This is a genomic window from Peribacillus sp. SRI_006 (genome assembly GCF_057586375.1).
Genome location: NZ_JBYCZT010000003.1, coordinates 255,426 through 272,459, shown reverse-complemented (window position 1 = coordinate 272,459; position 17,034 = coordinate 255,426). Strand labels below are relative to the sequence as shown.

Here is a 17,034-nt window from a genome sequence, read left to right as displayed (position 1 = left end):
GCCTCCCGATTCCATTATCTTCGTGTCGTCCATACCCGCTTACTACAATCATTCTATTAAATCAGTAATCACCTTATTTATTAGAATTCAATATATGAAACAAATCTTCCTCAGTGAGCATTGCATCCGGGAAATCACTTTCTATTAAAGAACCTTGGTCAAATTCAGTTCCCTTGATTTCCATGACAATATCACCAAAAGCTTCCATTATTAGATTCATCTTTTCTTCGGCTAATTTTGAAATTATTTTTATGATTAGTTTTCCATCCTGGATAAATGACAGGAAATGCAGTTTTGGTTTATTTTCAAATTCACCAAAGTCCCTGCTATTGGATGATTCAAATTGAGAATCCAATCTTCCTAAGTAATTAAAAGTTACGTAGATATCCGGCTCCTGAATGACCCCAGGCCGTAAATACTTGATGACGCCATAATCAAAACCTTTATTTGGGATTTCCCTTATAGCATTCTTCGTGTTTTTTAAAGTATCGTCAAACGTCCCATCTGAATGCAGCAATATTGGATACATCGCAGTAAACCAGCCAACGGTCCTAGTAACATCGATTGTTTCATCCACCATTTCCCTGCCATGCCCTTCTGCTTCCAACCAGAAGTTCTTCACTTCAAAAGATTGTTTCAAACCCTTTGCGATTAATGTCAACAATACTTCTTCCACAGTCGCTTTCGATTGCCTTGATAATTCCTGGATCAAGAATTCAGTTTCTTCCTCACTGAATGATTTCTCCATCGTTCTTTCTTCTTTAGCTATAAAGTCTTCCGCTATCTTAAAATCCGTTATTTCACTTTTTGTTTTTTGTTCCCAATAACGGAGTGTTTCAGGGTCCATCAACGATTCATTGTATTTCTTCAAGAAGTTTGACCAGTCTTTGAATGATGACGTTTTATAAGCAAGCCTTCCTGTTTGATTGTTTAATGCCTGATCATGGAGAGTATTGAAATCCTCAAGTAAGATCCTCCAGGAAACGGCATCAATCAATAAATGGTGGATTACCCAAAAGAAGCGATACTTGTTCGGCTGTTCTTTTAAAACAAGCATTTTCATGATCGGTCCATTACTTATGTCCAATGAACCTTGAGCCTTACTTTCCCATTCATCTCTCACCCTTATTCGCGTTTCCTCATCCAAATGATGTATATCCTTATAGACTAACTCCCATGTTTTGTGTTCGGAGTCTATATTCCCGATATATTTATCGTCACGTTTTTCAAATAGGGTTAACAATCCATCATGATGTTCCACGATATGTGATAGAATTTTTTCAATGTCCTCCATTTGAACACAGGAATCTTTACTAAAAACAATGGACTGGTTCCAATGATTGATGGAAGCAGTGTGCTCCGCAAAGAACCATTCTTGGATGGGGGTCAGTTCCACATTCCCTCTAGTGGCTATAGGTTGAATCATGACCTTGTTTTCAGTTTTCGCTATCGCTGCCAGCTCTGCTACCGTTTGATTTTCAAAAATTGATTTTGGACTGATGATTATACTTTCCTGCCTTGCTAGTGAACATATTTGAATGCTCTGAATGGAATCGCCGCCAAGTTCAAAAAAGTTATCCCGGATACTGATGTCATCCAACCCTAAGACACTTTTGAATATTTGAAGAAGCACTTTCTCATTGAACGTCTCAGGTTCTTCTAATGTATTGCTTCTGGTTACGGGTACCGGAAGAAGTGCTGAATCAATTTTCCCATTTGCATTTAACGGGAATTTGTCCACTTGCATAAAGAATGAAGGAATCATGTAGCTTGGTAATCTCTCTTTTAAAAATGCTTTTAAGTGATCGTAATCAACTTGTTGTTTGGATGTGAAATAAGCGATTATTTGTTTATTTAAGTTTGGCTGATCCTGAACCTTAATGAATGAGTCACTTACTTGCGGATACGCATTGAGGTTGACCGAAATCTCATCCACTTCGACACGGAAACCTCTGATTTTCACTTGATTATCTTGACGCCCCAGAAAAATCAACTCACCATCGCTCGTGAATTTTGCAAGGTCACCGCTGCGATACAAACGCTTTCCAGCTTTAAAAGGGTGTTCAATGAACTTTTCTTTTGTTAAATCATCATTATTCACATATCCAACAGCTAACCCTTCACCGCCAATATATATTTCCCCTGGAGCACCGATTGGTACGAGTCTTTGCTCAGGACTCAATAAGTAGACGTCAGTATTCAGGATGGGTTTGCCTATCGAGACTTTATTATTGGTAGTCCCATTATTTTCATACGCTTTAAACATTTCAATCGTGGTCCATACTGAATATTCCGTTGGACCGTAGGCATTATAGAAATTTATACTTTGATAGCGATCCAGCAAGGTTAATGGACATTCAGACCCGGCTGAACCGACGAATTTCACATGGGAGCCCTCTATATTGAGCTCTTGCAATACTGCTGGCGGCAATACTAGATGTGTTAACTTTTCACTTTTGATTTGATTTTCCAATGCGAATAAATCAAACATTTCCTCCTTATTATTCCCGATATGCAGCTCTGCACCATTTAATAAGCTTCCAAAAATCTCATATATAGAAGCGTCAAAATTAAAAGTGGCAAATTGTAATACCTTTGAGGTCTCATCAAGTTGTAAATACTTGTTTTGGCTTATTATTAAATTCACTACGCCTCTATGGGACAACATGACACCTTTTGGTTTTCCTGTCGTTCCCGAAGTATAGATTATGTAAGCTAGATCTGAAGGTGCAATAGATTCGTTACAGCACTTGGTAGCCACGTAATGTACGGATTCAAGATCAATCACCTTTGCTATTTTTTTAATGGCAGGAGCCTCAATTTGATTCGTAATGCATATATCCATTTTCGAATCATTGATGATATATTCCAATCTTTCAGCTGGCAGCATAGGATCAAGCGGAACGTATGCACACCCGGCTTTAATGATTCCCAACATGCCGATTACCATATCAATTGATCTGTTTACATGCAGGCCTACCTTATTAGAACCGTTTTCGGTATGATTTCTGACCAATTTCGCAATCATATTCGATCTTTGATCTAATTCCGAATAAGTAATGGCCTGACCAGTATCAGCTACGGCTAATTTGTTTGAATGCTTCTTGACGATTCTTTTGAATATGGAGGTGATCGTCTCATTTTGATGCGCATCCGAAGCCTCACCTTGCCACTCAAAGAACAATTGATTCATTTGATTGTCATCTAAATACTCCAAATGACAGATAGGTTTATCCGCATTTCTGCAAATTTGGAATAACCATTTTTCGAAACTCAGCATGAGTCTTTCAATTGTTTCCCGCCTGAAAAGTTCATCGGAATACTCGAATTCCAGGATTAAATCATGAGAACCCTTCACCTTTATAGTCAGGTCATAATTTGAATAAGGAATTTCGAATTTGTCTTGTTCAAGAGTGAAGAATGCGTTGCTAAAGTTCCCATCAAAGCTTTCTTCCATTGCCAAAGCTGTTTGGAACAATGGGGAATGGCTGAGATCCCTGTCTGGATTAATGATTTCAACTATTTTTTCAAATGGAAAAGCCTGATGTTCCAATACATCCAAAATCACTTTACGATTCCGGTTCAATATTTCATGAAATGATTCTGATGGATCAACGGTCAGCTTCAATGGCAGCGTATTGACAAAGCATCCAACTGTCCGGGCAAATTCTTCTTGGCCACGGTTTGCCACGGTACTCCCGACAATGATTTGATTCTTCCCGGTATACCGACTTAAAAACACTTGATAGGCAGTCATCATAAAAGCATATAAAGTCGTACCATTCTCCTTTAAAACCCTGTCAATCAATAAACGAAGTTCATTCGTTATGGCCATTTCCAGTCTTTCGCCTGAGTAAGAAGGTGATTTTGGACGTTGAAAGTCAAACGGAAGTTCTAATGCTTCTTCCTCTTGATCTAAATAACTTTCCCAAAACCTCCTTTGGCTTGGCGTACTTTCCTTGACCCACTCCTTATGCCAGACAGCATAATCTAAATATTGTATGTCCAGAGGGGGAATATCCCCAACCCTGCCTGTTTGAATTCTTTCATAAATCTCCAATAACTCTTCGAAAAAGGTGACAAACGATACTCCATCAAAAATGATATGGTGAAAATTGCATACCAAATAATGTTTTTCTTCATCAACTCGAAATAGTTTCATATTAAATAAATGATCATTTTCCAGGTCGAAGCATCTTTCCATTTCTTCAGTAAGATGGGAGGTGACCATTATATCGCTGACTTCTGGATCTAATCCCCGGCAGTCTTCATAGGCAATCATGTTTCGGCTTTTTTTTGATAAGAATTGAAGGATTTGATGTTCTTCTCCTTTGAAATTAGTTCGCAAAATTTCATGGCGTTCAATCATGAAATCTAATGCCTGTTGCAGGTCATCAATGTCCACAACGCCATTTAAAATGAATTTAAATGGCATATTATAGAGCATTTTCCTTTCACCTAGGCTGTCGAACAGATACATTCTATCTTGATTATGAGAAAGCATTCCTTCACTTTTCCCACGTTTATAAGGCTTATTTACCTCGTCTTCCCTCATGTCGAGGAGCATGTCCAGAAAACTTGCCAGTTTTTCTATATTCCATTGACTTGAAATGATTTCCGGTGTTAATTGAATACCAAACTCCTGTTTTATTGAAGACAAAAACTCGTCTTTTTTTTCATTTGTCCTTAGTGATTCATTCATGTCCTCTACTAGTGATAGTTTTAAAGGTTCAATAACAATTGAAATCAAGTTTAATAGCCTATTTTCCGTTTCACTGATCATCCTGTTCATAGAAAAACACCTCAATTCTTTTCCATTCAACTTAACTTATGCATATCGTCCAATTGTTTGATGAGTACAGATAGTTCCTTTATGGTGGATTGTTCGAACATCACCTTGATTGGTAATCTCACTCCCAGGTTATTCTTCACCATTTGAATAAATTGCATCGCTAAAAGGGAATTCCCACCTAAGTCAAAGAAGTTGGAATCTGTTTCTATTGTCTCTTGTTCTAAAATTTCTTTCCAAAATCCAATAAGTTTTTCCTCAATTAACCTTTCCTTCACCGCAATTGTTATCTCCATATATATTTCCCCTCATTTCACTTTCGATTTTTCCAGCATTTCACTTAAGATTTGATTAAATATAGAAAGTACGGATGACCTTAACTTTGGATTGACCGCTGCCTCATTAAATTTAATTTGAACACTTGAACCAGGGGTGATGATGATGACGATTGGATAATGGGTCGTTTCCCGTCCTTCTTTCAAACTCACATTGATTTCATCATTATTAGCTAGTTTCATCGGATAGTTTTCAAAAGCATATAATGATTCAAATAGTTGGTTTTCCAAATTAGCCCACTCATAAATCTCTGATAAAGGTGTATTCTCATAGGCACTTAATTCCAAAAATTCATTTTGAACCTCATCCAGTATTTCCATGTAGGTCTTTTCGTGGCTGATACGCTTGATGAACGGCACAGTGTTGATAAATGGACCAACCATTGCCTCAATATTTTGGATAGGAATATTCCTGCCGGATGTCACTACGCCGCAGCATATATTTTCCGTACCTTTTACTTCTTTCAAAGTGGCTAGCCAAACGGTTAGAAAGAAAGTATTCATGGTAATCTTGTATTCCTGACAGAATCGTTGAATGGAATCACTTAATTCCTCATCCAATACTTTCAAATAGCTATTCTCAATGTACCCCTCGCCTTCTTGCCCTCCCATTAAACTGGATCCGGAATTCCGGGCACCTTCCAACTTTCCTGCCCAATAGTCCCGCAGTTCCTTATTACTTGTATAATCTTTCATATATTCAACATACTTTTTAAATGAAGGACTCACGGATGATGTTGGTGTTATTGAATGATAAGCAGCAAAAATGTCATTAATCACCATCGAGTAACTCCAGCCATCCATAATAATATGATGGAATGTCCATATTAATTGGTATTGATTTTCCGTAAGCTTAACGATCATGAAGCGATTCAGCTTATTATTCTCGATATCTATGCTCTTATATTGATCTGCTAACAACTTTTCCAACTTCTCTTGATGATCGATCATTTCTTCATATTCAATCTCGGTATCCATGGAACTCATTAACAGTTGGTAGAATACCCCTTTTCTGCTTGAATACAATTTGGTTTTTAAAATGTCATGTTTCCCTGCAGTTGTCACAATGGCATTGGTTAATTTTTCGACGTCCAGAAAACCTTTAATATCAAAAATGAGCTGCACTTTATACTGGCTGCTTTCACTATCAAACAAGCTATGGTACAACATCCCTTTTTGCAAAGCCGTCAATTCATAAATATCAATAATGCCTGTTTCGTTGTGCAAGAGCTGGTTAAGTTCCTCTTCGGGCATATCCACCAATGGAAAGTCTTCCGGACGGTACATCTGTTTTCCCCTTGTTTCTTCTTCCAATGTCCGTAACAATTCCGCCATATTGTGTTGAATATATTGCTCAAAATCTTCTCTTACGAAATGTCTGTTATAGTTTATTTTTATGGTTTGCTCCTCATTCACTACAAGCAATTCGATATCGACTTCATGTTCGGTATAGGAATTATGTTGAATATCTTGTTCACTAAAAAAGGTGACCTCTTTTGCAGCCCATTCATTGTTTTGGTGAAATCTACCTAAATTATTGAAACTGATGATCGGCCTATTTTGTTTCATATATGTCTCGTTGCATAATTCGGTTATGATTCCATACTCAATCCCTTTATTAGGCAGGGTCCTCAACTTTTTCTTTGTACCTTGAATCGTGTTCGAAATCGATTCTTTATTTTCTATATAAACCGGGCACATGGTCGTAAACCAGCCTACTGTCCTGGACAGATCGACACCTGGAAATAACTCTTCGCGGCCATGTCCCTCCAAAGTAAAATGAATATCTTTTTTATTGAAATATTTCCCGATTAGCGCTGCGAAAATGGATAAGTATATTTCATCGATAGATGCTTTATACGCTTTTGTCATATCATTATAGATTTTGCTTGTAATCTCTTTATTCAGCTTCATTTCAAATGATTTTCCATCGTAAACATTTCCTGTTTTGACCAGGGCGTTTTCATATACCGTTTCATGTTCATTCAGCCAGTACTCTTTAATGCCTAAAGGAATGCGATTTTTATATTCATTGAGGTTATTCGCCCATTCCTTATATGATGTCGTTTTATTATCCAGTTTTAGTTCCTGATTGTTCATATCCTGAATATATAGCCGGTCAAAATCTTCGATCAAGATTCTCCAGGAAACCCCATCAACAAGTAAATGATGAATGATCCAAATGATTACATGCTCGTTTTGCCCAGTATTGATGCATACTATTTTCATTAGTGGTCCGTTTGAAATGTTGATGCCCTGTTGTGCACCAATCCCGAGTCTAGCTATTTCCCGTTCCTGTTGGTCCTTATTCAGGTTTGATAGATTTACGTAATTCAAAGTCCATTTTTCAGAAGTGTCGATATTCTTATCCACTTGCGAAAATGATTCTTCTCTATTGAACCTTGATCTGAGCCCATCATGATGTCTGACGATATGGGCCATGATTCTTTGCAGCCGTTTCTCATTCAATTGCGGGTAGCCCTTTAACGTTACAGATTGATTCCAATGATTAAAATTATTTATTTGTTGAGTAAAAAACCAACTTTGAATAGGTGTAAATGGTGCCTTTCCAAAAACATCAGACTGATTTATCGTTACATCGCCCGTCAATTCCACAACCTTTGCCAGCTCTTCGATACTTTGTTTTTCAAAGATGTTTTTTGATGTGATGAGAAGATTTTCTTTCTTGGCAAGTGAACAAATTTGAATGCTTAGGATGGAATCTCCTCCACATTCGAAAAAGTTATCAAAGATGGTTATTTCCTGATTATTCAGTACCTCTTTCCATATCTTTAACAATTTTTGTTCCGTTCCATTCATGACACTTTTACTGTTAGTTCCTTCCGGGTTCGTTTTTGTATCCGGCAAGCTCTTCGCATCCACTTTGCCGTTAACGGTTAGCGGAAAGGACTCCATTTTAATGAAATAAGAAGGAATCATATAATGGGGAAGATGATTCTTCATATAATCCCGGATATAATTTTCTTCAAGGTCATTGTCGGAGATATAATAGGCTATGATGAATTTCTTCGATTTAGATTCATCTTTTATCGCTATAAAGCAATCCTTTATACCAGGGCATTTATTTAGAACAGCACTGACCTCCCCAAGTTCGATACGATATCCGCGTATTTTCACTTGGTCATCAGCCCTGCCTGCAAAAAGTAGATTTCCATCCTCGGCATACTTAACCAAATCTCCAGTTTTATATAGTTTCCTTGAGGGATTGAACGGATTTTGAATGAAGCTTTCATCGTTTTTCCCCGGATTATTTATATATCCCCTTGCAATGCCTTTCCCGCCGATATACAGCTCGCCTATTTGACCTTTAGGAACAGGCTTCATCCTGGAATTGAACACGTATGCTTCTGCATTTAAGATTGGCTTTCCGATTGGAATCACTGTATCATCACTTGGAAGTACCTTATATGCTGTTGCAACGACAGTGCCCTCCGTTGGACCATAATTATTATATAAATCAAAGCTCAAACGATCGGGTATCGTTTTTAAACGATCTCCCCCTGTCAAAATAGCTCTGATTGATTCTGGAAATTTCATATCGTTAATAAATAATTGCTCGAGCAGCCCCGTTGAAAAAAACGCGAGTGTGACCTTCTCCTTTTCCATCTTCTCCGAAAGGATCTCTACATCCAATAAATCATAGTAATCCAGTATCAGGAATTTATTCCCATTCGTCAGATAAGGGAATATCTCCCAAACGGAAGCGTCAAAAGATGTATTCGAAACCAGTACTGCTGCATCCTTTCCATCTACTGAATAATAATTGATATGCCAATTACAAAGGTTGGCCAACCCTCCATGTTCAATCATGACCCCTTTAGGTTTTCCCGTTGTTCCTGAAGTGTAGATGATATAGGCCAGATCACTTTCCGATATCTTTGTTGAATCGAATACTGTGCATTCAATTTCTGGTTCTTTTAGTATGTCTTCGATACATAAAAGTTTTCCTTCATCACCGGGATACTTTGGAAGTCCTTCTTCATTACTTAAACAATATGTGATTTGAGAATCCTCAATCATATGTTTCAACCGTGACACTGGCTGTGAAGGGTCCAAAGGCACATATGCCGCCCCAACTTTCATAATGGCTAAAATGGCTGCAACCATATTGATCGATCGATCCATAAAAATCCCAATTCTATCCTCTACACCTACATGATTTAGGAATAAGCGTTGTGCCACCTGATTTGCCCGGACATTTAATTCGCTATACGTCACTTGGTCATCACCATGGACAATGGCAACATCATTGAAATTTGTACTCACTTTATTCTCAAACCTGGTTATTACATCTTCAAAACGATGATCTTCCACTTCTTGAGTTACATTGCCTGTCCCCATTTCGATTAATGATCGCAACTGTGCAGGCTCTAAGTAGGTAATGTCCATTATCCGCTTGCTTTCCTTGGTTGTAATCTCTAACAGCCAATGCTGAAAATTACTAGCCATTCTTTGAATCGTCGTTTTACTGAATAATGCTTTGTTGAATTCAAACGAAATGAGTAATTCATCCTCATCCATTTCTTCTGCCTGAACAACCAAATCAAATTTAGCTTTAAAGGTATTGATTTTTTTCGGTTTTAACTTGAAATTCCTATATGCCAGCTTTTCTTTTTGGTTATTTTGCAGGACGAATACTGTATCGAACAATGGCGTATTTTCCATGGTTCTTTCTGCCGTTAAATATTTCAAAATCTCCTTAGTAGGTAAATTTTGATGGTCAAAAACACCTGCAATATTTTTTATGTTTTTTCGCAAAATCCCTTCAAATGAATCTTCCTGGGATACATGTAATTTAAAGGGCAAGGTGTTGACGAAATATCCTATCAATTGTTCAGTATCCACATGGTTTCTCTTCGCCAAAGGGCTGCCGACGACAACTTCCTCTTCATCAAAGTAAACTGATAAAAAGGTTTGATAGGCAGTAAGTAAACTCATGAACAAAGTCGATTTCGTTTTTTTATGAAGACTTTTAAGGTTGTCTTGAATTTCTTTAGGTAACAAAAAGCTGATAATATCGGACGTGCTTTTACCTTCTCCGGTTTTTTGATGATCATATTGTAAAAAAGACTTTTGCCGTAATGCCGTTATTTCATTACTCCAGAACTCATTATCTTTATCTGTTACATAATTTGGTGAGTTTTTTTGCCATAAAGCATAATCTCCATATTGGATTGATTGGTTATCTCTATCATTTCGGTCGCCATTCTCGATTTCCTCATAAATGGCAAACCAATCATTGATCAATAATGGAATCGACCAACCATCAAAAATAATATGGTGGATGTTACATAATAATTGATATTCACTTTCATTCCTCTTCACTAACGTCATTGATAGGAGGGGACCATTTACTAAATCAAATTGCCGTTCCGTTTCTTCCTTCACAAAGTGATTCATTTTTTCTTCCTGCATGTCTAAAGGAAGATCCGAAACATCGAAATAATTAATATCATGATGAATCGACTCATCGAAAACCAAGATGCCCGCTCCAGCTTCTTCCCTAATGACACTTTTTAAGATTTGATGTTTATTGCTTAGCTTATCTAACGATAATTCCAGGTTTCCTTCATTCACTTCACCTGCTATTTCATACGAAAAAACGATGTTATATAATGATTTGTCTACATTGGTTTGATGAATGAACCACAAATTTTCTTGCTCATATGTTAAAGGATATGTATTTCTGGCATTGATATGGATAGGTGTATAATCTTGCTTTACCTCTTCTTTTTGACGAGCTTCTATGACTTCGGATAATTTCATAATCGTATCGTTTTCCAATAAAACGGAAGGAGCAATTTCAATATGAAATTGATTATTAATATTGACAATCAATCTCATTATCGATAATGAGTTCATTCCACTTTCAAGTAGCGACTGATTATTTTTTATAACCCCATTGCCTATGATGCTAACCACTAATTCCCTTACTTTTTCGCTTATTGTTTCATCTGCTGGGTTCTTGAAATTCGGTGTAGTTTCACGGTCTTTTATTATGAATTTTGGTAATGAAGATTTATCCAGTTTTCCATTTACAGTTAGGGGGATGTTGTCCACCTTGATAAAAAAGCTTGGTATCATATACGCTGGCAATGAGCTTTTTACACTTTCCCTCAAATAATCAGCAGCTAATTCTTCATCAGCAACATAGTATAAAAATAAATGCATATCATCATTAAACGCTTTATCCATCCTAACAACTGCGTTCTTGATGTTTTGCAATTCATTATACGCGCTCTCAATTTCCCCTAATTCAATCCTGAAACCTCTTAGCTGCACTTGCTCATCATTTCTGGAGATATATTGCAGATCACCATCATCCAACAGTTTCACTATATCCCCTGACTTATAGTAGCGGACATTATCGATATCCGTAAATTTCATCTCATTCATCATCGGGTTTTTATAGTAACCAAGCGATACACCTTTTCCTGAAACGTATAACTCGCCCTCTTCATCTCCAGTTACTTCTTCTCCATTTTGATTCATCACTTTGAACCCAAGATGAGGCAGGACTTTTCCGATATTGGTCATTCCTTTTTCAACATCACCCTTAGCGATTTCTTTGTAGGTTACATGAACGGTGGTTTCAGTTATTCCATACATATTTATTAGCTTTGGCAGCCTGCCATTTTCGGGTGAAAACCACTGCGCCAATTTCTTGAAGTTTAATGCTTCCCCTCCAAAAATAATGTATTTTAAACTTAATTCATTTTGACGATTTATGAGCTCACCACTCACTTCGAAGAAAGCGCTTGGCGTACAATTAAAAACGGTTGTTTGTGTATTTATCAATAATTCAACAAAGGATATTGGATTTCTGCTTTCTTCAAATGAAACCACAACAACTTCTCCGCCATATATCCAAGCCCCCCACATCTCCCATACGGAGAAATCAAATGCGTAGGAATGGAAAAATGTCCATTTATCTTTATTAGTAAACTCGAACAAATCGTCGCAGCCATAAAACAAGTTCATGACGTTTTCATGTGAAACACAAACCCCTTTAGGCTTTCCTGTTGAGCCCGATGTAAAAATGATATAGGCTGGATCTTCTGGTTCAATTAAAGTATGTACATTCTCACCTGTCATACCTTTTGATTTATCCATCACTTCATCAATGGATACATAATTACAACCAATGTCGCTCATCCGGCTTTTATCCCCAATTAATAACTTCAATTCTGAATTCTTTATTATATGCTTTACTCTTTCATCAGGACTTTTAGGGTCGATAGGTACATAAGTAACACCCGATTTAAGCAGGGCTATGATCAAAAATAAAACCTGCTCGGATTTTTCAATATAGATTCCGACATTGTCCCCTTTATTTATCCCTTTGTCCTTTATGTACATTGCCATTTTATTTGCCAAGATATTCGTTTCTTTATATGTAAATTGCATATCCTTATTTCTTACTGCAATATTGTCTCCATATTGCCTGACACTTTCTTCAAATAAATTCGCTAAAGAATTCATATTCATCATTTTCCCCCATTATTTTAAATATGTGCCTGATGCAACTGTCAACATATGAAAAACCAAAGAAACCAAAGCGATTACAATCGTTATGATCCATGCATTTCTTCTCTTAATGAGCGCCAATTTTTCCAGACTATAGCTGAATAGAATTAAACTGACAATGTAAAACAACTCAAACTCAGCCATGAATGTGTGAAGGATGGAGCTTTTATCATGCACCAGTAAGGATAAACTAGTGAATGTCGTTTCCTTGCTCTTAACCAATAATGCGATGATCGCATTAACACCGGATCCAATCACGATGCATACCCCTGCATTTATGACAGCTTGGCAAACCCCTTTTATATTTACCGGTCTTTCTTTTAAAACTAAAAATAATAGGCACACAATTAATATTTGAATGATGAATGTAACCAATAATCCAAGAGCTCCCATTACAATTGTGTTAATGGCAAAACTAAGGGCTCCGATCTCTGAAATGGACATGCCATTTAATACGTTCATCCCTTTTTGATCTGCAGAATATAACAAAAGCGTCGTTTCGATACCTGCTATTAAACTGAGTATCAATAACGAAATGACTAACTTGTGAACTCTATCCTCTTTTTTAAAAAGATATTGCACTAATTTGTTTTTGTTTTTTAATTCAGCATTTGCTGCCATTTTTAATTCCATTGGTATTCCCCCTCAATTATTTTCGTAGAATTTATCGGAAAGGTAACACTTCTTATTTCATCATTCACGAGTACAACCGTTGATTTATATTGGGTGAAATTTTTATAGAAAAGTGAGATGTTATCATGATCCATGTCAACCTTGGAAATTTCATAGATTTCAAGTGGAGAGGTCAATCCTGTTTTTAGTATCTTTGATAGACTTTCTTTTGCACTAAAGAAAACTTCTTTACTTAAAACACCATCGCTTTCCTTGATCATTTTTTTCTCGGATTCCGTTAAGTAGGTTTCTAAAAATTCAGAATCGGACTTCGTTTTAGTCTCAATATCGATTCCCATTGGATGCAGTTGATCAAAAAGCAATATTCCGAATGTTTTATCCGTATGTGTGATGGATATACCTATGTTCATTAAAAAGAACAAGCTTGTAACAATGACCGGCTGTCCAAAGACTCCTTTCAACAGGGATACATTTTTTATTTCATCCAAACCAATACCAAAAAACTCCATAATTGCTTTTTTTCCAAAGTACAAACTTTTCTTTGCTTCGATGGATCTTTTGGGACCATTTTGCAAATTTAAATAATTCCATTCTTTTTCGTTAAAAATATCATCAATATAGTCCAAATTGACTGAATTCGCTTCATAATACTTGATATAAGATTTATAAATTTTTTTCTTATTCATAAAGTATTCAATCATTTATAATTTTCCTCCCCTCTTTTTTCTAGAAATCCGCATTTTTTGTCCATTTTTTTCCTCTAAAATTTCTTTTTTTAAACAAATATTTCATTTTCTGGGTCAAATATTACCTATTATCATTATCGATAACACTTTATCACAACAATTTTGTCGAGTCCATTAAAAATTTGTAAATTATCTACATTACATAATAACTTTACCATTTTTTATTATTTTTCTACTTTAGTAGTATTTTCATAGGACTTATCGTGTGAAATTTAGAATGAAAAAATCAACTTGAAATTTTCTAATTAAAAAAGCCATATTTTATTTTTCACTATAATTTGTGAAAAATAAAATATGGCTTTAATACTGTTCAATCATTTTGGTTGTTTAATGAAAATGTGCATGGCCTTTTTTAATATCTCATTCTCTTCTTGTAGATCTTTAATTATTTTATCCTTTTCCTCTTTCATACTAAGCCCTGAAAAACCATTACTGGAGTCCGCCGAGCCAACTTCATTTGTTTCTTTATAGATATTGATCCAATTTCTTAATGTAGGTATGGATATATTAAGTTCTTCGGCCAATTCTCTAGGCTTTCTGCCTTCTTCCAATACTAATCGAGCAGCATAAATTTTAAAATCTTTATCATGGTGCTTCCCCATAATAAGACACTCCTTTTTTAAATTTATTTAGTGCCGATTTTCTGTACTTCCTTTATCAAACGAAAATGCTTTTCTAATATAAAGACTTTCATAAATTTAATTTCAATCTATTAATCAAAATGGAATTGATCGCTATTGCGATCACTAAAATCATTAGCGCTCCAATCAGGGGTTGGACACTGAACCAAACCAAGCCAAAATGAATCGCTGTTACCAAGATCAATAATGGTAATCCATAAAGCAGGCTTATTAATACATTGGGGTTGGATTTAATTGCAGCAGATGGGTTCTCCCATTCAATACTAGGATTTTTCATATCATATAATGGTGTTAGAAGATTATAGCAAACTACTAAACAAGAAGTGATTAATAACATGACTGCATTTTCCATTTCCCAATAGCCAAATAGGGCAAATATCAAAAAGCTGATCACCACGGCTATAATACTGATGATTGATGAAAATATCACTTTAGAAAAATAAACATATTTTTCATCAAACGGGACGCTTTTCAGTAAATAATGGTATTTACCTTCTCTTGAATAGGGGGTTCCGCTTATATTATTTATACAACACAAGAAAAGGACCGAATAGGAAAAGTATTTATCGAAGACTCCCTCTTTCGTTATATTCAAATAATTCGGGAATACTTCATTCTGAATCAGCAATAACATGACAAGTGAAAAGATCGGAGGCAAAAGAAGACCTAAAGCGATTTGCATCTTAAAATATGCTTCAGACTTAATGATCCATATCTCTCTTTGTAAATAGTTACTCCATTGATTTTTTGATATATTAACCTTTGAGTTTTTCATATTCGTTTTGTTGTTTCCCAATATCCCATTTTTAAAGTAATGAACAGAAATGTTCTCTATAATCATTGAATACAAAAGGAAACCTATTACCATTATCGAAATATAAATAATGAAAAATTGAACGGTTATTTCATTTGATACAAAAGCATCCAATATCCATTTGATCACTGGAATCATATTTGCGGTTTCAAATATATGTCTCATCAACAATTCCAACGAGTTTTTTAGCCCTTCAAAAGAATTCAAATCTATTTCCGAGATGACCTTTGAAATGGTAACTGGTGATTTTCCTGCAAAATATACAATGGAAATAATCATAAGCGTTAGGATGATAGCAATGTTAACCATTAAGTATGCTACTTTACTTTTGAATCTATAATAATGCCTATTCATGCACGATAGGATAAAAAGCAGGAACAAGGCCGTTAAACCATTGACAATTGGTAAAAACGTGATTAATTTAATCGCTTCGATAAACTTTAGATCGACTATCAAGAAGCCTAATGTTGGCACTTGGATCATCATTGATAAGATGATCGGGACCCATAAGCTACTTAACACTTTGGCCCTTGATATTTCCTTATAGGTGAGTGGCAGAGGTGCCAATACTTTAAATTCATCATAAGAAAATATTTGTGATGTGGACAAATAGCAAACCAACGCAAAGACCAGAATGCTGGAAATCGTTAAATTATAAAACAGGAAGACCTGGGTATCTCCAAGAAAATAAACAAAGGCGTTAACGACAGTCAGCTGCAAAAACATATAAAAAACGGCTATTATCAGGACAGCCTGCAACATTGTCTGCTTGGGCATTTTATAGAAGGAAGAAACGAAAAATCTAGTTAACTGAAGTTTTTCCTTCATATACCTGAGCCTCCATAAAGGTAGATTCTAATGAACTTTCACCTATTATATTTTGTATCTCATCATGCAGGATGATTTTTCCCTCTTTTAAAATAGCCACTGTATTACAAATTTTCTCTGCCACATCCAGCAGATGCGTCGAGAAAAACACTGTACCGCCCATTTCAACATATTGTTTGATTAACCCCTTAAAAACTAAAACGGCGTTTGGATCTAATCCGTTCAATGGTTCATCCATAATGATGATCGGGGGATTAATGGTAAAAGCCGCTATCAGGGATATCTTATGCATCATTCCATAAGAATAACTTCCCATTGGCTTTTTAATGGACTCCTGCATCCCAAACCGATTGATATATTTCCCCAACCGTTCTTTGTCATCATTTCCATATAGGTTCATCAAGAAACGAATCCAATCAAATCCCGAAACATTGTTAAACACATTGATAGTATCAGGAATGAAGAAAAATTGTTTTTTATATTCTATGCCGTCTTCTTTGGTCAGGCCATTTATTTCAACCTTTCCATTTTCTGAATCTAAAATGCCTGTAATGATGTTCAGCGTCGTGGTTTTCCCTGCACCATTTGCTCCTATAAAACCTAAGGTTTCCCCTTTTTTGATTTCTAGATTTACACCATTCAAAATCTTCTTGGCCGAGTAGCCTTTCTCCAAATCTGTGATGCTTAACAAAGTTATCAT

At 36.0% G+C, this 17,034-nt stretch carries 8 protein-coding genes; all 8 read right to left on the bottom strand.

Going from position 1 to position 17,034, the window contains the following annotated elements; translation table 11 throughout:
* Positions 1-73: 73 nt before the first annotated feature.
* Complete coding sequence (locus AC2YHV_RS05530) at positions 74-4,792, bottom strand: amino acid adenylation domain-containing protein (protein WP_487372765.1); 4,719 nt, start codon at positions 4,790-4,792, stop codon at positions 74-76.
* Between the two features lie 26 nt (positions 4,793-4,818).
* Entirely contained in the window at positions 4,819-5,085 is a 267-nt protein-coding gene (locus AC2YHV_RS05525) for a phosphopantetheine-binding protein (RefSeq protein ID WP_487372764.1), read from the bottom strand.
* 12 nt (positions 5,086-5,097) lie between these two features.
* Positions 5,098-12,633: an amino acid adenylation domain-containing protein gene (locus tag AC2YHV_RS05520; protein ID WP_487372763.1), complete on the bottom strand. Its 7,536-nt coding sequence runs from the start codon at positions 12,631-12,633 to the stop codon at positions 5,098-5,100.
* 12 nt (positions 12,634-12,645) lie between these two features.
* Positions 12,646-13,305, bottom strand: a complete 660-nt coding sequence (locus AC2YHV_RS05515) for a hypothetical protein (RefSeq protein WP_487372762.1) — start codon at positions 13,303-13,305, stop codon at positions 12,646-12,648.
* Positions 13,296-14,006, bottom strand: a complete 711-nt coding sequence (locus tag AC2YHV_RS05510; protein ID WP_095678637.1) for a 4'-phosphopantetheinyl transferase family protein — start codon at positions 14,004-14,006, stop codon at positions 13,296-13,298. The genes AC2YHV_RS05515 and AC2YHV_RS05510 overlap by 10 nt, the downstream gene beginning before the upstream one ends.
* Positions 14,007-14,365: 359 nt before the next feature.
* On the bottom strand, positions 14,366-14,653 hold the full coding sequence (locus AC2YHV_RS05505; RefSeq protein WP_034305533.1) for a transposase: 288 nt from the start codon (positions 14,651-14,653) through the stop codon (positions 14,366-14,368).
* Between the two features lie 88 nt (positions 14,654-14,741).
* Positions 14,742-16,334: a hypothetical protein gene (locus tag AC2YHV_RS05500; protein WP_487372761.1), complete on the bottom strand. Its 1,593-nt coding sequence runs from the start codon at positions 16,332-16,334 to the stop codon at positions 14,742-14,744.
* Positions 16,309-17,025, bottom strand: a complete 717-nt coding sequence (locus AC2YHV_RS05495) for an ABC transporter ATP-binding protein (protein WP_487372760.1) — start codon at positions 17,023-17,025, stop codon at positions 16,309-16,311. Before AC2YHV_RS05495 ends, AC2YHV_RS05500 begins: the two co-directional genes overlap by 26 nt.
* Positions 17,026-17,034 lie beyond the last annotated feature (9 nt).

What these genes read in the sequence shown, in the direction of transcription:
- AC2YHV_RS05515 (WP_487372762.1), bottom strand. Translation starts at nt 13,305, where the DNA reads ATGGAATTAAAAATGGCAGCAAATGCTGAATTAAAAAACAAAAACAAA.
- AC2YHV_RS05525 (WP_487372764.1), bottom strand. Translation starts at nt 5,085, where the DNA reads ATGGAGATAACAATTGCGGTGAAGGAAAGGTTAATTGAGGAAAAACTT.
- AC2YHV_RS05510 (WP_095678637.1), bottom strand. Translation starts at nt 14,006, where the DNA reads ATGATTGAATACTTTATGAATAAGAAAAAAATTTATAAATCTTATATC.
- AC2YHV_RS05530 (WP_487372765.1), bottom strand. Translation starts at nt 4,792, where the DNA reads ATGAACAGGATGATCAGTGAAACGGAAAATAGGCTATTAAACTTGATT.
- AC2YHV_RS05500 (WP_487372761.1), bottom strand. Translation starts at nt 16,334, where the DNA reads ATGAAGGAAAAACTTCAGTTAACTAGATTTTTCGTTTCTTCCTTCTAT.
- AC2YHV_RS05520 (WP_487372763.1), bottom strand. Translation starts at nt 12,633, where the DNA reads ATGAATATGAATTCTTTAGCGAATTTATTTGAAGAAAGTGTCAGGCAA.
- AC2YHV_RS05505 (WP_034305533.1), bottom strand. Translation starts at nt 14,653, where the DNA reads ATGGGGAAGCACCATGATAAAGATTTTAAAATTTATGCTGCTCGATTA.